The sequence below is a fragment of the Paraburkholderia dipogonis genome (genome assembly GCF_042680985.1).
In the GTDB taxonomy this organism is placed as follows: Bacteria; Pseudomonadota; Gammaproteobacteria; order Burkholderiales; family Burkholderiaceae; genus Paraburkholderia; species Paraburkholderia phytofirmans.
On sequence record NZ_JBHUFR010000016.1, the window covers coordinates 520,276 to 539,289 of the forward strand.

Genomic DNA, 19,014 nt, shown 5'->3' on the forward strand with positions numbered 1-19,014 from the left:
GACGTTTCACAACAACGCCAGTTGCACCGGCGGCGCCAACACCCGGCGCAAGCGGGCCGACGACGTGTCATGCAGCGCCGCGCGATAGTCTTGCGTCACGACGAACGGCTTGATCTTTTCCAGCGGACAACGCAGCCGCACGAGATCCTCGTAGCGCACGCGGCGCGAACGCCGTAACTCGACCAGGCGTTTCGCATTGCGCATGCCGATGCCCGGCACGCGCGCGATCATGCGCAGCGGCGCGCGGTTCAGGTCGACTGGAAACTGGTCGCGATGCGCCAACGCCCACGCAAGCTTCGGGTCGATGTCGAGCGACAGGTTGCCGGGTTGTTCGAACAGTTCGTCCGCGCTGAAGCCGTAGCCGCGCATCAGGAAATCGGCCTGATACAGCCGGTGTTCGCGTAACAACGGCGGCGCTTGAGCGGGCAATGCGGATGGGCTGTCGGGAATCGGGCTGAAGGCGGAGTAGTAGACGCGCTTGAGCTTGTACGCTCCGTAGAGCGTAGCGGCGGTCTGCAAGATCGTGCTGTCGTTCGTCTGATCCGCGCCGACGATCATCTGCGTGCTCTGGCCCGCGGGCGTGAATTTCGGCGCCTTGGCGTCGCTATGCGCTTCTTCCTGCGCAAGGCGGATCGAGCCCATGGCGAGCTTGATGGTGCGGACGTTCTTTTCCGGCGCGAGCCGCGCGAGGCTGCTGTCCGTAGGCAGTTCGATGTTCACGCTCAAACGGTCGGCATGACGCCCGGCTTGCGCAATCAACTGCGGATCGGCATCGGGAATCGTCTTCAGATGAACATAGCCGCGAAACTGATGATCCTCGCGCAGCGACTGCGCGACGCGCACGAGCTGTTCCATCGTGTAGTTGGACGACCGAATGATTCCGGAACTCAGAAACAGTCCGTCGATGTAATTGCGCCGGTAGAAATCCAGCGTCAGCTCGACGACTTCCTCGGGCGTGAAGCGCGCGCGCGGCACGTTGCTCGAGCGCCGGTTGACGCAATACTGGCAGTCATACAAACAGAAATTGGTGAGCAGGATCTTCAACAGCGAGACGCAACGCCCGTCCGGCGTGAAACTGTGGCAAATACCCGCGCCGGTGCTGGCGCCCAGACCGGCAATGCCGCGCGAGCCGCGTTTGGGCGCGCCGCTGCTTGCGCATGACGCGTCGTACTTCGCGGCGTCGGCCAATACTTCCAGCTTTTTGAGCAGTTCCACGTTGCCACCGATACTGTATGAATGTACAGTATCGTACGTGGAGAGACGTGACTGCAAGCGGTTTTTTTAATGGGTAAGCGGGCGTTGGCTTCGGGGGCGCATCCGGCGAACGAGCGGGGCGCAAGCGCTGCAGCGGAAATGGGCGCGTGCGGGATTGCGCTGCATTTTTTGCTTGTAATGCGGCGCTATCTCAAGAGTAACGACCGGTTTGATAAAAGGCGATTGTGGAACCTCGCACAGTCGGGCGGTCTGCATAGATCAGATACGCGGGTGAGCCCGCACAATGAACGGAGATTCATCGACATGCCGGCTTTATCCGGTCAGGAACGCCATGCCTGAACAACTCTGGCTGCCTGGTCTTGAGGCGCCGCCAACGCTAACAGACGGCCTGTTCTTCGCCGTCTTTCCCGATGCGACCACAGCGGCCGGCATCTCGAAGCTCGCGCAAAAGCTTTGCGGCGAGACGCGCTCGCGGAGCAAGCCGCTTGCTGCGGGCCGTCTACATGTGACCTTGCATCACCTGGGAAATTTCGCGGGTGGTTTGCCGCAAGAGCGAGTCGATGCGGCGATGCAGGCGGCCGCGTCGATCGGAATGGAGCCGTTTAGCGTCGAATTCGACACGGCGGTCAGCTTTGCGTCGAAACCGCGACCGGGACCGCTGGTGCTGGGTGGAGGCGAGGGCGTCGCTGGCCTGCACGTGCTGCACGACGCCTTGGGCCGTGCGCTGCAAAGCGCCGGCTTTGGGGACCGCGCGGTTTCATCCGCGGCGCACTACACGCCGCATGTCACGCTAGCGTACGGGGTGCCGTGGGGCGCGGCACGTCCCGTCGAGCCGGTTTGCTGGAACGTGCGTGAGTTTGCGTTGATGCACAGTTTGCTCGGGCGTACGCGGCATGTCGCGTTGGCTCGCTGGACTTTGGCTGGCGCCGAATCATCGCGCGCGTTGTCTGGGTGAGGGCGGCGTGTCGAAGGACGGCGAGCTAGAACCGCATGCCGGTCGCGCAACCGCCTGCAAAGCCGCCACCGCTTCCGCCCGCGCCACCGCAGAACACGCCACAACCGGATAGCGCGAGCGTTATGGTGATGGCGGCCAGCGTCGCGCGTAGCCACCGTTTTGGAATGCGTTCGCCTGCATGCACGAGGCCCACGGCGGGATGCGGATCGATGCGGGCGTCGAAAGCGGTGACGGCGTGGTTGCGGCTTGAATTGATCATTCGGAGTTTCATAACGTTGGTGGCGTTGGTGGCGTTGGTGGCGTTGGTGGCGTTGGTGGCGTTGGTGAGCGACGAGCGAAGGCGCGGGAGCATCATTCGATGAAAGTGTTTTGTCAGGTTTTGTCGCAGAACAGAGGTCGACACGCAGAGCGGCGAAAACCCGGCCGCGAATCGCTGAGGCTAGCGCTCGACTGTCTGTCCTCAAATACGCGGAATCTGAAAACGTAGGAGGTTTCGTCGGTTCGAGAAGCGGAACGATCGTGCGCGCCCTGATAGAATGCTTGGGCCGCAACGTAGTGGATTGCAGATGAGATTGCTTGATGCATTAGTCGAACAGCGTATTGCCGCCGCCGCCGCGCGAGGCGAATTCGACGAGTTACCGGGCGCGGGCGCGCCGCTGTCCCTGGACGACGATGCTCTGGTCCCCCAGGAAGTGCGCGTCGCCAACCGGATTTTGAAGAATGCGGGCTTTGTGCCGCCCGCTGTCGAGCAGTTGCGCGCGTTGCGCGACCTGCAAGCGGAGTTGAATGCCGTGAGCGACCGGGCTACCCGTTGCCGTCTCCAGGCGCGCATGCTGGCGCTCGATATGGCACTTGAATCGTTGCGTGGCGGTCCGCTGGTTCTGCCGCGCGAATACTGCCGGCGCATTGCCGAGCGCCTATCCGAGCGCGCGGGCAACCTTGATACGGCAGACGCGGGTTCGCAGTGAGCGAGCCGCTTGCCCACTCCACCGTACCGGACTCAGACTCTGGCGAGTCTCACGCCGCGCTGAATGCGCTGGGTTCCCAACGCTCAGTGAGCAGCGTCGCTGATGAATTGGCGGCGACCGATTTGAGCGCCGCCGCCGCCTCGGCGGGTTCAGATCTCGCCCTTGGCAAACCGCCCGCATCTTGCACCGTCCCCGAAGTCTCGGAGCGCGATCGCCGTTTCATGGCGCTCGCGCAAGCCGCCGCCGAAGAAGCGCGCGCCGCCGGCGAAGTGCCCGTTGGCGCGGTCCTCGTGCGCGGCGAAGAAGTCATTGCAACCGGTTTCAATCATCCGATCGGCGGGCACGACCCGTCGGCGCATGCGGAAATGGCCGCGTTGCGCGCTGCGGCGCAAGCCGTCGAGAACTACCGTTTGCCGGGCTGCGAACTTTATGTGACGCTCGAGCCGTGCCTGATGTGTGCCGGCGCGATCATGCATGCGCGCATCGCGCGAGTCGTGTTCGGGGCGCGCGATCCGAAAACTGGCGCGTGCGGCAGCGTGGTCGACGCCTTCGCGAATCCGCAGTTGAATCATCACACCACGGTGATCGGCGGCGTGCTCGAAAACGAATGTGGCGCCGCGCTCAAATCGTTCTTTGCCGAACGGCGGCGCGCGAGCCGCGAAGCACGCGCGGCGGCACGCGCCGACGCAGCCGGCGTGCCGGGCAGCATCGAACCGGGCCCGGCCGGGTCGCTCTAAAACAACAACGTCCAACAAGGTCTTGCCAATGACCGTCCATCGCACCATCCAACTGATTGCGCCGTCCGGGTATCCGCATGATCCCGAGGTGCTGCATCGCGCGTTGCAGCGCTTCCATATGCAGGGGCATCGCGTGGAGGGCGTGGAAACGACGAAGCGTCGCTACCAGCGCTTCGCCGGCACCGATGGCGAGCGCGCGGCCGATCTGAACCGGCTCGCCGATCCGTCGCGTAAGTTGCCGGACATCGTGCTGGCCGTGCGCGGCGGCTATGGCGCGGTGCGCATCCTGCACGGACTCGACTACGATGGATTGCAACGGCGGCTGACCGATCAGCCGATCGCGCTGGTCGGTCACAGCGATTTCACCGCGATCCAGCTTGCGCTGCTGGCACGCGCGGGCGTGAAGACTTTCGGCGGCCCGATGGTGATGAGCGACTTCGGAGCGGAAGATCTGAGCGAATTCACCATGCAACACTTCTGGTCGGCGGTGACGAAGCCGACCATGACGATCTCGAACAACACGCCGCAAGCGCAGCCGGTCGACGTCTCGGGCATGTTGTGGGGCGGCAATCTGGCGGTGCTGACGTCGCTGATCGGCACGCCGTACATGCCGCCGGTGCAGGGCGGCATCCTGTTTGTCGAGGACGTCAACGAGCAAGCGTTTCGCATCGAGCGGATGATCTATCAGTTGCACCTGTCCGGCATTCTTGCGCAGCAGCAGGCGCTGGTGCTGGGCGATTTCTCGGGCGCCAAACCCTATGAATACGACAATGGCTACGACCTGCACGCAATGATCGAGCAGGTGAGGTCGGTGATCGGCATTCCGGTCGTCAGCGGGCTGCAATTCGGGCATGTCCGCAACATGCTGACGCTGCCGGTGGGCGCTGACGCGCATCTCGTCGCCGACACACATGGGTTCAAACTAAGCTTGTCGGGCTATCCTTACCTCGCCTGAACTGGCGGAGCAAGGAGGCGGGCGGCTGTCCGTCTTCTTTTTGCCCTTTACAACGCAACTAACGGTCAGTTTTTGTGACGTACTTGCCAGCGGAAGGATCGTGAAGGTCCCCCGATTTTGTTGACAAAACAAGCCGCCAATAGACGGCCGCTGCCTCACTTAATTAAACTCTTGCCGAGACAGCACAGGCCACACGCGCCATGCGAGCGGTATATCAGTTAAGGCTCACCCCGAAGATTGTCGAAATTCATGGCAAAAATTGTTGACAATTTTTATGTCCATCCTATGATGACCAACATACCGAGACGAACATCATGTCCGACACAGACTCCGCCGCCGCGAATAGTTCGAAACCCGAAGCAATCACCGAGCGCATCCGCGCGGCGATCCTCGAGCATCGGCTCGCGCCGGGCGCCAAGTTGACAGAAGCCCAGTTGTGCGAAGTATTCGGTGTGAAGCGCGGCCCGATCCGGCAGGCGCTGGCGCAGTTGGCCACCGACCACCTCGTCGATCTCGAACCGAATCGCGGGGCGTTCGTGGCAAGTCCGTCGCTGCAAGAAGTGCACGAAGTGTTCGAGATGCGCCGCATCATCGAGCTTGCGGTGGTCGAAAAGATCTGCAGCGGCCACGGCATGCGGCGGTTGAAGAGCATCGGCAGCATGATCGGCCGGGAACGCAAAGCGTTCGAAACACGTGATTTTCCGGCGTGGATTCGTCTATCGGGCGAGTTTCACACCGAGTTGGCGGGACTCACGGGCAACGCCGTGTTATGCGACTGCCTGAACGGACTGGTGGCGCGCTCCACGCTAATTTCCGCGCTGTACGAGTCGCTCGGACGCAGCCCATGCTCGTTCGAGGACCACGAAGCGATTCTCGCCGCGCTCGACGCCGGCGATGCCAAAGAGGCGGCGGCATTGATGTCGCGCCATTTGCAAAGCGTCGAGTTGAAGATGCTGGACCGCCCCGCACGTGGCGCGGCCGATCTGCATGAAGTGTTCGGCGCTTTCAACGGTGCAGCCAGAGATTCATCGAAGACCAAGTCCGCGCCAGGCTGAGGCACGCGGCCGGCGTGCGCCCGTTGCCGGTGCGCGCCGCACTGAATTGAACTGAACGAATCAAGCGTTGCAAGGCGGCTCGGCGCGAGCGCTGCCGGCTTGTGCACGCCTGTCCGCCGCCGGGCGACGGACCTCGGGTAATAACGCATCGCCGGACTTCGCGGCTGCTGGCGGTGCGATAACCACAAGTACTTCAAGTACGGAGACATCCGCGGCACGGCCGGACAGACGCGCCAGGACCCTCGATTCAGACGGACGAGGAGGCGCGAATGGCATGGCCGATGCAACGTCCTTCGATTCGCTATCGACGGTCCCTATTCCAAGGAGGAATCATGGCTCAGTTCAGTGCAGCGCCCGGCAATCCCGCAATTTCCACTTATGCAGACGACGGCGCATCCAGCGAACCGTCCATGCCCGCAGGCTACAGCGACCGCCTCTACAACGAAGACCTCGCGCCGTTACGGCATCAAACCTGGGGCGCGTACAACATCTTTGCTTTCTGGATGTCGGACGTGCACAGCGTCGGCGGCTACGTATTCGCGGGCAGTCTGTTCGCGCTCGGCCTGACGAGCTGGCAGGTGCTGATCGCGCTGCTGGTCGGCATCACGATCGTCAACCTGTTGTGCAACCTGATCGCCAAGCCGAGCCAGGCGAACGGCGTGCCGTATCCGGTGGCGTGCCGCGCGACCTTCGGCGTGCTCGGCGCTAATATTCCCGCGGTGATTCGCGGCCTGATCGCGGTCGCGTGGTACGGCATCCAGACTTATCTGGCGTCGAGCGCGCTGGTGATCGTCGTGTTGAAGTTCGTCCCACAATTACTGCCTTACGCCGACGTTCATCACCACGGCTTCCTCGGGCTTTCGACGCTCGGCTGGACCGGTTTCATGCTGCTGTGGGTTTTGCAGGCGCTCGTGTTCTGGCACGGCATGGAGACCATCAAGAAGTTCATCGACTTCGCCGGCCCCGCCGTCTATGTGGTGATGTTCATTCTCGCGGGCTACATGGTGTATCGCGCAGGGTGGCGCAACATCGGCATCAACCTGGGCGGCGTCAAATATCACGGCATGCAGGTCGTGCCGGTGATGATCACGGCGATCTCGCTGGTGGTGTCGTACTTCTCCGGACCGATGCTGAATTTCGGTGACTTCTCGCGCTACGGCAAGAGCTTCCGCAGCGTGCAGCGCGGCAACTTCTGGGGCCTGCCGGTCAACTTTCTGGCCTTCTCGCTGGTGACGGTGATCACGACCGCGGCCACGCTGCCGGTGTTCGGTGAACTGATCACCGACCCGGTCGAAACCGTCGGCCGTATCGACTATCCGACCGCGGTGATTCTCGGCGCGCTGACTTTCACGATCGCGACTATCGGCATCAACATCGTCGCGAATTTCGTTTCGCCGGCTTTCGACTTTTCCAACGTTGCGCCGCGCCTCATTAGCTGGCGCATGGGCGGCATGCTCGCGGCAGTGGCGTCGATTTTCATCACGCCGTGGAATCTGTTCAACAACCCGGCCGTGATCCACTACACGCTCGACGTGCTCGGCAGTTTCATCGGACCGTTGTACGGTGTCCTGATCGTCGACTACTTCCTCGTGAAGCGTCAGAAGATCGTTCTCGACGATCTGTACACCGTTTCGCCGACGGGTTCTTACTGGTATCGCAACGGCGTCAACTACCGGGCGGTCGCCGCGTTGCTGCCGGCTGCCGTGATCGCGGTAGTCTGCGTGATGGTGCCCGCGCTCGACGGCATGGCGAATTTCTCGTGGTTTATCGGCGCAGGCCTCGCTGCGTTGTTCTATCGTGTTCTTGCACGCTGAATTTTGCGGACGCAACAGGAGTCGATATGCGTATCAAACTGATCAATCCGAACACGACCCAGCGCATGACGGACGCAATGGGCCGCTGCGCGCGCGACGTCGCCGCGCCGGGCACCGAAGTCATCGCGGTGAATCCGACCATGGGACCACCGTCGATCGAAGGCTATTACGATGAAGCGCTCGCCACGCCGGGCTTGCTCGCCGAAGTCGCCGCCGGTGAGCGCGAAGGCTGCGACGGCTACGTGATCGCCTGCTTCGGCGACCCAGGCCTGTACGCAGCGCGCGAGCTGGCGCGTGGCCCGGTGATCGGCATTGCCGAGGCGGCGATGCACGCGGCCAGCGTGCTGGCGCCGGGCTTCTCGGTGGTGACCACGCTGGCGCGCACGTGCGGCATGGCGTGGCACCTGGCCGAGCGCTACGGCATGAAGCGCTTTTGCCGCAACGTGCGCGCCACCGACGTCGCCGTGCTCGACCTCGACAAGCCTGGCTCGGCGGCGCGCCGCATCATCCTCGACGAATGCCGGCGTGCGCTCGCGGAAGACGGTTCGGACGCGATCGTGCTCGGCTGTGCGGGCATGGCCGAGTTGTGCGCGGAGATCGAAGACGCGCTCGGCGCGCCGGTGATCGAAGGCGTGACGGCGGCTGTGAAGTGGACCGAGGCGCTGGTCGCGCTGCGTCTTTCGACGGCCAAACGCGGCGATTACGCGCGGCCGCTGGCCAAGCGCTACGACGGCGCGCTGGCGCCCTTCAGTCCGACCGGCACCGATCCGAATCCGCGTGCCGCGCGCGGCGTTACCGTCGTTTCCGCCGCAAATACGCCGGAAAACGCAGGAACGGCCGATTTATTGCGGGTAAACACTACGGAATCGGGGTCGCACATACATTCAGTCTGACACGCACTATCTGCCCGGGTGTATGGGCGCACCCGGGTGTTTTCGCTACACTGGTCCAACTCGGCGCGGGCTGCCTGAACGGCTTTTTTCTGCTGCTGTCCGTGCTCTTTCTGGCGCGGTTTCGCTAGCGCCCGCATGAGTCATCTGCATGCCGCACGCAAACTCAAGCACAAGCTCATGTGCATGCCATATGAGTTCCACGCGAATTTTACGTACCGTCACCACGCATTCGTCAAACCATGCCACTCGACCCGAACTACCCACGCGATCTGATCGGCTACGGCCGCCACCCGGTGCAGGCAAACTGGCCGGGTCGAGCGCGTGTCGCGGTGCAATTCGTTCTGAACTACGAAGAGGGCGGTGAAAACTGCGTGCTGCACGGCGATCCCGGCTCGGAGCAGTTTCTGTCGGAAATCGTCGGCGCCGCGTCTTTCCCGGCGCGTCACATGAGCATGGAGTCGATCTACGAATACGGTTCGCGCGCGGGCGTCTGGCGCATTCTGCGCGAATTCGAGAAGCGCAAGCTGCCGCTCACGGTGTTCGGCGTCGGCATGGCGGTCGAACGGCATCCGGAACTGGCGCGTGCCTTCGTCGAACTCGGGCACGAGATTGCCTGCCACGGTTATCGCTGGATTCACTATCAGGACATGGCGCCGGAGAAAGAAGCGGAGCACATGCGTCTCGGCATGGAAGCGATCGAGCGCGTGACGGGCGAGCGTCCGCTCGGCTGGTACACCGGCCGCGACAGTCCCAACACGCGGCGCCTCGTCGCTGAATACGGCGGTTTCCTGTACGACTCGGATTATTACGGCGACGATCTGCCGTTCTGGATGGACGTGGACGTGACTGGCGGCGCGAAAGTGCCGCAACTGATCGTGCCTTACACGCTCGACACCAACGACATGCGCTTTGCGAGCCCGCAAGGCTTCAACACCGCGGACCACTTCTTCACATACCTGCGCGACGCATTCGACGTACTCTACGAAGAAGGCGACGAAGCGCCGAAGATGCTCTCCATCGGCATGCACTGCCGTCTGCTCGGACGCCCTGGGCGTTTCCGCGCGCTGCAACGTTTCCTCGATCATATCGAACAGCACGATCGCGTGTGGGTGACGCGGCGCGTCGATATTGCGCGCCATTGGCGCGACCATCATCCTTATCAACAAAACAACCGCGGGGCTGCGGCATGAAGGCGATGCAATACACTCTGGACCAACTCAACAGCACCTCGACCGACGCGTTCGTGGCAGCGCTGTCGGGCATTTTCGAGCACTCGCCGTGGGTCGCGGAAATCGCCGCGCAGCAACGGCCTTTCGCCAGCATCGACGAACTGCATCGCAAGATGTCGAATATCGTCGAGACTTCAGGCGAAGAGAAGCAATTGGCGTTGATCAACGCCCACCCGGAGCTCGCCGGCAAGGCAGCGGTGCGCGGCGAATTGACCGCCGAATCCACGCGTGAGCAGAGCGGCGCCGGCCTCGCGCAATGCACGCAGGAAGAGTTCGACAGACTGCTAGCGCTGAACGCCGCCTATCGCGAGAAATTCGGTTTTCCGTTCATTCTCGCCGTGCGCGGGTATGACCGCCACGGCATCATCGCCAACTTCGAGGCGCGCGTGAACAATAGCCGCGCCGATGAACTTCGCGCGAGCCTCGATCAGATCTACCGCATCGCACGTTTCCGGCTCGACGACCTGATCGACGCGTAAGGTTTTACCGACTGCGCGTCGCTGGACTCGAACCGAAACGTTTTTTCAGCACTGACTAACATTAAGGAAGACAAAGATGGCACTCCCAATTCTCGACCCCAACGCACCGGAATTCACGCGCCGCTATGTGAATCTGGCGGACCCGCGCCTGGGCGCGCAGGCGCTCGAGGCCAGCGACGATTTCTTCGCACCGAAGGAACGCATGCTGAATCCGGAGCCGGCCGTCTTCATTCCGGGCAAGTACGACGACAACGGCAAGTGGATGGACGGCTGGGAAACGCGCCGCAAGCGCGCCAACGGCTATGACTGGTGCGTCGTGAAACTGGCGCGGCCGGGCGTGATCAAGGGTCTCGATCTCGACACGAGCCATTTCACGGGCAACTTCCCGCCGGCGGCTTCGGTGGAAGCCGCGCGCGTGGTGGACGGCACGCCGAACCAGTCGACGCAATGGACCGAAATCGTGCCCTCGACCACGTTGCAAGGCAATAGCCACCACTACCACGAAGTCAGCGACGCGAACGCGTACACGCATCTTCGCGTGAACATTTATCCGGACGGCGGCATCGCGCGTCTGCGTGTGTATGGTCAACCGCAAGTCGATTGGGCCGGCGCGAGCCGCACGGAGCAGTTCGATCTGGCGGCGATGGAAAACGGCGCGTATCTGGTCGCGGCGAACAACCAGCACTTCGGCGCAGCGTCGACGATCCTGATGCCGGGCCGTGGCGTGAACATGGGCGACGGCTGGGAAACGCGCCGCCGTCGCGAACCGGGCAACGACTGGGCGATCGTCGCACTGGCGCAGCCGGGCGTGATCAAGAAGATCGAAGTCGATACGGCGCACTTCAAGGGCAACTTTCCGGACCGCTGCTCGATTCAGGCCGCGTACGTGACGGGCGGCACGGACAGCTCGCTGATCACCCAGGCCATGTTCTGGCCGGTGCTGCTCGGCGAACAGAAGCTGAAGATGGACAACCAGCACTATTTCGAAAGCGAAATCGCGGCGCTGGGTCCGGTGACGCACGTGCGCTTTAACATCATTCCGGACGGCGGCGTATCGCGTCTGCGTTTGTGGGGCACGCTCGCATCATGAAAACGCTCGCGATCGAACCGTTGACGAAAGAAGCGTTCGCCGCGTTCGGCGACGTGATCGAACTCGAAGGCGCGAAGCAGATTCCGATCAACCTCGGCACGACGATCCGCTTTCACGATCTCGCGAAAGTGGACGTCACTGACGAGAACGGCCGCACGCTCGTCAACCTGTTTCGCGGACAGCCACGCACGCTGCCGTTCGAAGTGAAGATGCTCGAGCGGCATCCGCTCGGCAGCCAGGCGTTCGTGCCGCTGAACGACAAGCCGTATCTGGTGGTCGTGGCGCCGGCGGGCGAGCTGGACACGTCGAAGATTCGCGCGTTCGTGACGAGCGGCTGGCAGGGCGTGAACTATGCGAAGGGCGTCTGGCACCATCCGCTGATCGCGTTGGGCGACGTGAGCGACTTTATCGTCGTCGATCGTGGCGGCGATGGACTTAATCTCAATGAGCAGGATCTCGTGGAGTCGTTGTGGCTCACTGAAGATGCGTTGAGCGCGGTCGTTGCTTGAGTATTTTGCTTTAATGTAGTGTTCAGGTCGACGTGAAGAAGCCCACAGCATGATGAGTGCTGTGGGTTTTTGTTTTGGTGGATGTATTGCGGTCGTTGAGCTTTTAGTCTGCGCGCGGCGGACTTCAGGTCGTGGCCCATTGCCCGGGCCAAGCCCGCGAATACTCTCATATCGTCACTCGCGAGCGATTCCGCGCGCAAGAGGGTTACTGATTTGTAGCTTTCCTAGGCGCCAATTTGGCAGGCGCCAGGTTTATTGAATCTCCCAAGGCAACGACTACGGATTTTTTTGCAGCCCTTGGGCAACAAAACGATTTGAATCTTTTTGACCCATTCGACCTCACCACCGCCAAACAAAAAAGCGGGCTTCCCGCTCGCGCGAAAAGCCCGCTTTCTTTGCTTTATCCATCGCCAGGCCGGGTACCACGCCCGGCCCGATGATCACTTCACTGCGCCGCCCTGAAACCACGCGGCGATCTTCATCCGCTCGTCGTCCGTCATGTGCGTCACGTTGCCGAGCGGCATGGCCTTCAGCGTCACGGCTTGCTGATAGATTCGCTGCGCGTTCTGCGAGATTTCATCCGGCGTATCCAGCAGCACGCCGGCCGGCGCGCTGCCCATCATCGTCGGATGCGCGGAGTGGCATGCCACGCAGCGCTGTTGCAGCACCGGCGCGATATCGGCCACGCGGACCACCGGCGCGTTCGCAGCTTGCGCTTGCGGCACGACGGGCTTCGGCATCGTCCAGAAGAGGGCGCCGAACATCAGCGCGATGCCCACTAGCGGCAAATACCACAACACCTGGCCACGGTGACGCATCACGAAGAACTGACGGATCAGCGCGCCGGCCAGCATGATGACCAGCAACACGGCCCAGTTGTACGGATGCGTGTAGGTCATCGCGTAGTGGTTCGACAGCATCGCGAACACCACCGGCAGCGTGAAATACGTGTTGTGCACCGAGCGTTGCTTGCCGCGCTTGCCGTAGATCGGGTTCGGCGTCTCGCCCTTGAGCATCGCGTCGACCATCTTGCGCTGGCCCGGAATGATCACGAAGAACACGTTGGCCGACATGATCGTGGCCAGCATCGCGCCCATGATCAGGTACGCCGCGCGGCCCGCGAAGATATGGCAAGCGAGCCACGCCGCGATCAGCACATACACGCCGACGCAGATGCCGAGCACCTTGTCCTTGTTGCCGAGAATGCGGCACAGCGAGTCGTACACGATCCAGCCGGCGGCGAGGAAGCCGAGCGCCGAGGCGACGGCGACCACCGGTCCCATATCCAGCACGTTCTTGTCGATCAGGTACGTGCTCGGCGAGAACAGATACAGCACGGTAAAGAGACCGAAGCCCGACAGCCAGGTGGTGTACGACGGCCACTTCGACCAGTGCAGATCGTCCGGCATTTCCGGCGGCGCGACGGTGTACTTCTGCATGTTGTAGAAGCCGCCGCCGTGCACGTGCCACAGTTCGCCGAACACGCCGCGCCTGCGCTGGTTCGGGTCCGTTGGCGGTTTCAGGCTGTTGTCGAGCGCGACGAAATAAAACGATTCGCCGATCCATGCAATCGCGGCGATGACGTGAAACCAGCGAATCGCCAGATTCAACCAGTCTGTGATAAAGCCTTCCATGAAACTCCTCCACTTCTGATTCGTTGTACACGCAGCGACGTTATGTGCCTTCTGAACCCGGCTGACGGGTCGTTGGCAGGGCAGCACGTCGTTGCGCAGACTGCGGGGTGAAGACGCGATGCGCTCAGTTCGCACAGCGCCGTTTTTTATTGGCTCGTTCCGTTGCTCGGATTAGGTTCGAAGCGGGGCGAGTCGCGTGCGTTCGATTGCGTTCCGCGGGTGCTCGCCTGGGTCTCCCTGAGCATCTGCGCAATGCAATCGAGCGCGATCGTCATGCTGCGCGAACTCGACTTTGCTTCCTCCAACCTTTTTCCAGCACTTCGCGGCAGATGTCTCCTTAGCTGCCGCGATACGTGCTGTACGACCAAGGTGACACGAGCAGCGGCACGTGATAGTGCGCACCGGCATCGGCCACGCCGAAGCGCAAGACGACGCGATCGACGAAGCGCGGCTCCGGCACCTTCGTGCCGATCGACGCGAAGTAGTCGCCGGCGCCGAATACGAGTTCGTATTCGCCCGCGACTAGCGCATCGCCTTCGAGCAGCGGCTGGTCGCAACGGCCGTCGTCATTGGTGGTGGTGGTTTTGAGCGCGCGGCGCGTGTCGCCTGAGAGCGCGAAGAGTTCGACCTTGATGCCCGCGCCGGGACGGCCGTTCGCGGTGTCGAGCACATGGGTAGTGAGCTTTCCCATTCGCAATTTTCCTTGTGTGAATGCGAGGTTTCGGCGGCAGCCCGATCCAGATACGTTTGCGGCGGATTGAGGCTCCACGTCAGTGGCTACATACCCGTCGGCGAATTGAAGCGAGCGCCGTGACAGCCATTGTAAAAAGGATGTTCCGTCCAGCGCGCGAGAGATAGGAAAGATAATAGCTGGCGCATGACGGACAGCCTGCCGAAAGCCGCAAAGACTCGATTCCTTCAACTATTACAGCGCAATTGCCTTACCGGCGGATCGTACCGGCGCCAAAAAAGACCCACTATATCGACGGCCTGAAGTTGGGTATCGCATTGGCGTGAGTTGCCAGCATTATTTTGGCCGTCGAAGGTTACGCCTGTGCGTTGCAGCAAACACGAACCGACGACGATTCAGCCGCGGCGCACACCCCGAAGACGGCGGAAGCACGCTGGGTAACCGGGCCAACGGCGTTCGACGGGACGCGGCGGCACGGCAGCGCCGTCACATCGCGTTCGAACGGCTTTGCACGGAAGCAATGAAGCGGAGAAACGAATGACGATGGAACAAGCGCCTAATCAAACGAATAAGCCCAAAAAAACGATGCTGGTGAAGCACGCGGATGTGCTGGTCACGATGGACGGCGCCCGGCGCGAACTGCGCGACGGTGGCCTGTATATCGAGGACAACCGCATCGTCGCGGTCGGACCGACGGCGGATCTGCCGCAAACCGCCGACGAAGTGCTGGACATGCGCGGGCATCTGGTGATTCCGGGCCTGGTGAACACGCACCACCACATGTATCAGAGCCTCACGCGCGCGATTCCCGCCGCGCAGAACGCCGAATTGTTCGGCTGGCTCACCAACCTCTACAAGGTGTGGGCGAACCTCACGCCGGAGATGATCGAAGTTTCGACGCTGACCGCAATGGCCGAGCTGTTGCTTTCCGGCTGCACGACTTCGAGCGACCATCTGTATATCTATCCGAACGGCAGCCGCCTCGACGACAGCATCGCCGCGGCGCGCCGGATCGGCATGCGTTTTCACGCGGCGCGCGGCAGCATGAGCGTGGGGCGGAAAGACGGCGGCTTGCCGCCGGATTCGGTGGTCGAGCGTGAAGCGGACATTCTGAAGGACACGCAGCGCCTGATCGAGACGTACCATGACGAAGGACGTTACGCGATGCTGCGCGTGGTGGTCGCGCCATGCTCGCCGTTCTCGGTGAGCCGCGATCTGATGCGTGAGTCGGCGGTGATGGCGCGGCAGTATGGTGTGTCGATGCACACGCATCTGGCGGAGAACGTCAACGACATCGCGTATAGCCGCGAAAAGTTCGGCATGACGCCGGCGGAGTACGCGGAAGACCTCGGCTGGGTCGGTCACGACGTATGGCATGCGCACTGCGTGCAACTCGACGACGCGGGCATCGACCTGTTCGCGCGCACCGGCACCGGCGTCGCGCATTGCCCGTGTTCGAACATGCGGCTCGCGTCGGGAATCGCGCCGGTGAAGCGCATGCGTTTGGCCGGTGTGCCGGTGGGCTTGGGCGTCGACGGTTCGGCGTCGAATGACGGTGCGCAGATGATCGCCGAAGTGCGCCAGGCTTTGTTGCTGCAGCGAGTGGGTTTCGGGCCCGACGCAATGACCGCGCGCGAGGCATTGGAAATCGCGACGCTCGGCGGCGCGAAGGTACTCAATCGCGACGACATCGGCGCATTGGCGCCCGGCATGGCAGCGGATTTCGTGTCGTTCGATCTGCGTCAGCCGCTTTTTGCCGGCGCGCTGCATGACCCGGTCGCGGCGCTCGTGTTCTGCGCGCCGTCGCAGGTGAGCTATAGCGTGATCGGCGGCAGGGTGGTCGTGAAAGAAGGGCAGTTGACGACGCTTGAACTCGGACCGGTCATTGAGCAACACAACCAGTTGGCGAAGACGCTTTACGAAGCGGCGGCGTAACAGAAGGAGCGGGTTATCGGCGAGCGCCGATAACCCGCAAAGCAAAGAAAAAACTCAAGGCTTGTCGATCAGCGTCTTGGTCGCTTCGGCGACCAGGCTGCGCAACCAGCGCACTTCATCGGAGTAATGCACGCGCTCGTGCCACAGCTGGTAGTACTGCATCGGCGGGAAATCGAGCGGCGCGGGCACGACCGTGAGCGGCAGGAACTTGGCGTAGTAATCGGCAAAGAGACGCGTCGTCGTGAAGATCAGATCGGACTTGATCAGCACGTATGGCGCCAGATTGAAGTACGGCAACGTCACGACCACATGGCGCTTGAGCCGCTCGCGCGCGAGATGCACGTCGATCGCGCCGCGCTGGCCCACCGAATAGGGAGTAGGCGCGAGATGCGGAGCGTTCAGGTACTGGTCGAGCGTGAGACCGCCGCGTTTGGCGAACGGATGCGTGTTGCTCATCAGGCAGACGATCTGATCGACGAACAGGTTCGACAGGTGCAGCTGCTCCGGCGGCTCCGGCCAGTTGCCGACCACGATGTCGAGCTTGCCGTCTTCGAGCGCGAGTTCGTAGTCGAAGGCCGGCCCGAGCGAGTGAAACTCGAGCGTCGCATTCGGCGCGGCCTGACGAAAGCGTTCGACCACCGTCGGCACGAACAGCACGTTCAGGTAGTCCGGACAGCCGATCCGGTAGCAACGGATGGACGTGGCCGGATCGAAGTTGTGCTGCTGGAACTTGATGCGTTCGATCTCGCGCAGCGCGTTCTGCACCGGTTCGAGCAGGCGCAGGCCGTACTCCGTGGGCACCATGCCGGATTTGCCGCGCACCAGCAGCGGGTCGCCGGTGATGTCGCGCAAGCGGCGCAGCGCCGCGCTGATGGCGGGTTGCGATTGGTTCAGTTTGACGGCCGCGCGCGTGACGCTGCGTTCCATCAACAGGGTGTGCAAGACGCGTAACAGGTACGTATCGATCGCCTCGCGTTGCTGACTCATGACTTCTCCGAAATATATGTTCTGGCTGATCGAACGGGCGTGGGGGTATATGACTTTTAATATGAACGCGAGGCCACGTCAAGAGTGGGATACCCGCAGAGCGCGCTACGGCGCGGGTTTGCGGGAATTTTGGCGGCTCGACTGAGTGGGTCGAATTAGGTATTGTCATCCGGTTGTGGTGACGGATCGCCAGCCGGCAAGGTGGGCGGACGCGCTGTAACCGGCAGTCACTGACGTACTACGGAAACACATGAGCGACTCTTCTTATAGCGACGGCGCCGCCGCGCAGCCGGCAGACAGGCCGGAACAGGCGGCGCCCCGGTTGATGCTCCAAGGCATCACCAAACAATATCCGGCCGTGCGAGCCAACGACGACGTCACGTTGATCGTCGCGCCGGGCGAAATCCATGCCGTGCTCGGCGAGAACGGCGCCGGCAAAAGCACGCTGATGAAAATCATCTACGGCGCGGTGCGGCCCGACGCCGGCGAGATCCGTTGGGAAGGCCAGACGGTCGAGATCGCCAATCCGGCGGCGGCGCGCAAGCTGGGCATCGGCATGGTGTTCCAGCACTTTTCGCTGTTCGAGACGCTCACGGTCGGCGAAAACATCGCGCTCGCGCTCGACGAACCTTTCGATCTGAAGACGCTGGCGAGGCGCATCCGCGAAGTCTCCGCCGACTACGGCCTCGATATCGATCCGCAGCGTCACGTGCACAGCCTGACCGTGGGCGAGCGGCAACGCGTCGAGATCGTGCGCTGTCTGCTGCAGAACCCGCGCTTGCTGATCATGGACGAGCCGACTTCGGTGCTGACACCGCAAGCGGTCCGCAAGCTCTTCGAGACGCTGCGCCGGCTCGCCGCCGAAGGCTGCAGCATCCTCTATATCAGCCACAAGCTCGACGAAATCCAGGAACTGTGCGACACCGCGACGGTGATGCGCGGCGGCCGCGTGACGGGCCACGTCAAGCCGAAGGGCGAAACACATGCGTCGCTCGCGCAGTTGATGGTCGGTCATTCGCTGCCGGATTACACGCGCCGCGAACACAATCCGGGCGCCGTGCTGCTCGATGTGAAGCAACTCTCGGTGGAAAGCGACGACCCGTTCGGCACCTCGCTGCGCGACGTGTCGTTCGGCGTGCATGCGGGCGAAATCTTCGGCATCGCGGGCGTCTCGGGCAATGGCCAGGCGGAACTGCTGTCGGCCTTGTCGGGCGAAAAGCGCGGCGTGCGCGCCGACTCGGTCACGATTTGCGGCAAGGCGGCCGGGCGATTGGGCGCAGGCGGGCGGCGCGCGCTCGGCTTCGGCTTCGTGCCGGAAGAACGGCTCGGGCGCGGCGCGGTGCCGGCCATGACGCTGTCGGAAAACGCGCTGCTCACCGCGCATCGTCAGCAGATGGTGAGCTCGGGCTGGATCAAGGCCGGTGCGATGCGCGCATTCGCGAAGCGCTGCATCGAGGCCTTCGACGTGCGCTGCGGCGGCTACGAAGCGCTCGCGCAAAGTCTGTCGGGCGGCAATTTGCAGAAATACATCATGGGCCGCGAGATTCTGCAGGCGCCCAAGGTGCTGGTGGTCGCGCAGCCGACCTGGGGCGTCGACGTCGGCGCGGCGTCCTTTATTCGCCAGCAGTTGCTCGATCTGTCGGCGCGCGGCGTGGCGATTCTGGTGATCTCGGAGGAGTTAGAAGAGTTGTTCGACATCTGCGATCGCATTGCGGTGCTCGCAGGCGGCAGACTCTCGCCGGTGCGCGCCACGGGGGCGACCAACGCCGAGGAAATCGGCCGCTGGATGGCGGGCCTGTTCGGCGACCGCGAGGGCTCGGCGCCTTCGGCGGAACAGCCGGCGCATGCCTGAGCGGGCATTTATCTCG

General features: G+C 62.7%; 18 protein-coding genes. 13 read left to right on the top strand and 5 right to left on the bottom strand.

The features are described 5' to 3' along the window. Positions 1-6 precede the first annotated feature (6 nt). Complete coding sequence (locus ACFSNN_RS22505) at positions 7-1,215, bottom strand: putative DNA modification/repair radical SAM protein (protein WP_134455806.1); 1,209 nt, start codon at positions 1,213-1,215, stop codon at positions 7-9. A 331-nt stretch (positions 1,216-1,546) separates the two neighbouring features. On the opposite strand from ACFSNN_RS22505, the gene ACFSNN_RS22510 reads away from it, so the two are divergent. Next, entirely contained in the window at positions 1,547-2,170 is a 624-nt protein-coding gene (locus ACFSNN_RS22510; protein ID WP_134455807.1) for a 2'-5' RNA ligase family protein, read from the top strand. 25 nt (positions 2,171-2,195) lie between these two features. Here the strand turns inward: ACFSNN_RS22510 and ACFSNN_RS22515 are convergent, their stop codons facing one another. Beyond that, a complete protein-coding gene (locus ACFSNN_RS22515; RefSeq protein ID WP_134455808.1) occupies positions 2,196-2,525 on the bottom strand; it encodes a hypothetical protein in 330 nt (109 codons plus the stop codon). 211 nt (positions 2,526-2,736) lie between these two features. Here ACFSNN_RS22515 and ACFSNN_RS22520 point away from each other — a divergent pair, with 211 nt between their 5' ends. The 10 genes from ACFSNN_RS22520 to ACFSNN_RS22565 all read left to right on the top strand — a co-directional run bounded on the left by ACFSNN_RS22520 (position 2,737) and on the right by ACFSNN_RS22565 (position 11,899). Then, positions 2,737-3,138: a DnaJ family domain-containing protein gene (locus ACFSNN_RS22520; RefSeq protein ID WP_012433331.1), complete on the top strand. Its 402-nt coding sequence runs from the start codon at positions 2,737-2,739 to the stop codon at positions 3,136-3,138. Between the two features lie 86 nt (positions 3,139-3,224). After that, positions 3,225-3,875, top strand: a complete 651-nt coding sequence (gene tadA, locus ACFSNN_RS22525) for a tRNA adenosine(34) deaminase TadA (RefSeq protein WP_244322727.1) — start codon at positions 3,225-3,227, stop codon at positions 3,873-3,875. A 28-nt stretch (positions 3,876-3,903) separates the two neighbouring features. Continuing rightward, positions 3,904-4,830 (top strand): muramoyltetrapeptide carboxypeptidase, encoded by a 927-nt coding sequence (ldcA, locus tag ACFSNN_RS22530; protein WP_134455810.1) that lies wholly within the window; start codon positions 3,904-3,906, stop codon positions 4,828-4,830. 314 nt (positions 4,831-5,144) lie between these two features. Further along, positions 5,145-5,885, top strand: coding sequence for a GntR family transcriptional regulator (locus ACFSNN_RS22535; RefSeq protein ID WP_134455811.1), 741 nt, complete (start codon positions 5,145-5,147; stop codon positions 5,883-5,885). 332 nt (positions 5,886-6,217) lie between these two features. Continuing rightward, positions 6,218-7,699, top strand: a complete 1,482-nt coding sequence (locus ACFSNN_RS22540; protein ID WP_134455812.1) for an NCS1 family nucleobase:cation symporter-1 — start codon at positions 6,218-6,220, stop codon at positions 7,697-7,699. Between the two features lie 26 nt (positions 7,700-7,725). After that, positions 7,726-8,592 carry an aspartate/glutamate racemase family protein gene (locus ACFSNN_RS22545; protein WP_134455813.1) on the top strand — a complete coding sequence of 289 codons (867 nt, stop codon included), beginning with the start codon at positions 7,726-7,728 and terminating at the stop codon, positions 8,590-8,592. Between the two features lie 239 nt (positions 8,593-8,831). After that, on the top strand, positions 8,832-9,782 hold the full coding sequence (gene puuE, locus ACFSNN_RS22550) for an allantoinase PuuE (protein ID WP_134455814.1): 951 nt from the start codon (positions 8,832-8,834) through the stop codon (positions 9,780-9,782). Further along, entirely contained in the window at positions 9,779-10,300 is a 522-nt protein-coding gene (uraD, locus tag ACFSNN_RS22555; RefSeq protein WP_134455815.1) for a 2-oxo-4-hydroxy-4-carboxy-5-ureidoimidazoline decarboxylase, read from the top strand. Before puuE ends, uraD begins: the two co-directional genes overlap by 4 nt. 76 nt (positions 10,301-10,376) lie before the next feature. After that, the gene (gene alc, locus ACFSNN_RS22560) at positions 10,377-11,390 is read left to right on the top strand and encodes an allantoicase (protein ID WP_116141865.1); all 1,014 of its coding nucleotides are present in this window, start codon (positions 10,377-10,379) and stop codon (positions 11,388-11,390) included. After that, positions 11,387-11,899, top strand: coding sequence for an ureidoglycolate lyase (locus ACFSNN_RS22565; protein WP_134455816.1), 513 nt, complete (start codon positions 11,387-11,389; stop codon positions 11,897-11,899). Before alc ends, ACFSNN_RS22565 begins: the two co-directional genes overlap by 4 nt. A 440-nt stretch (positions 11,900-12,339) precedes the next feature. Here ACFSNN_RS22565 and ACFSNN_RS22570 read toward each other — a convergent pair whose 3' ends face one another. Beyond that, on the bottom strand, positions 12,340-13,533 hold the full coding sequence (locus tag ACFSNN_RS22570) for a urate hydroxylase PuuD (RefSeq protein ID WP_012433321.1): 1,194 nt from the start codon (positions 13,531-13,533) through the stop codon (positions 12,340-12,342). 337 nt (positions 13,534-13,870) lie between these two features. Then, on the bottom strand, positions 13,871-14,224 hold the full coding sequence (gene uraH, locus ACFSNN_RS22575; protein ID WP_012433320.1) for a hydroxyisourate hydrolase: 354 nt from the start codon (positions 14,222-14,224) through the stop codon (positions 13,871-13,873). 537 nt (positions 14,225-14,761) lie between these two features. Here uraH and ACFSNN_RS22580 point away from each other — a divergent pair. Continuing rightward, a complete protein-coding gene (locus ACFSNN_RS22580; RefSeq protein ID WP_134455817.1) occupies positions 14,762-16,159 on the top strand; it encodes an 8-oxoguanine deaminase in 1,398 nt (465 codons plus the stop codon). Between the two features lie 54 nt (positions 16,160-16,213). Here ACFSNN_RS22580 and ACFSNN_RS22585 read toward each other — a convergent pair whose 3' ends face one another. Then, entirely contained in the window at positions 16,214-17,146 is a 933-nt protein-coding gene (locus tag ACFSNN_RS22585) for a LysR substrate-binding domain-containing protein (RefSeq protein WP_074764203.1), read from the bottom strand. A gap of 250 nt (positions 17,147-17,396) precedes the next feature. On the opposite strand from ACFSNN_RS22585, the gene ACFSNN_RS22590 reads away from it, so the two are divergent. Beyond that, positions 17,397-18,998 (top strand): ABC transporter ATP-binding protein, encoded by a 1,602-nt coding sequence (locus ACFSNN_RS22590; protein ID WP_134455818.1) that lies wholly within the window; start codon positions 17,397-17,399, stop codon positions 18,996-18,998. Positions 18,999-19,014: the final 16 nt, after the last annotated feature.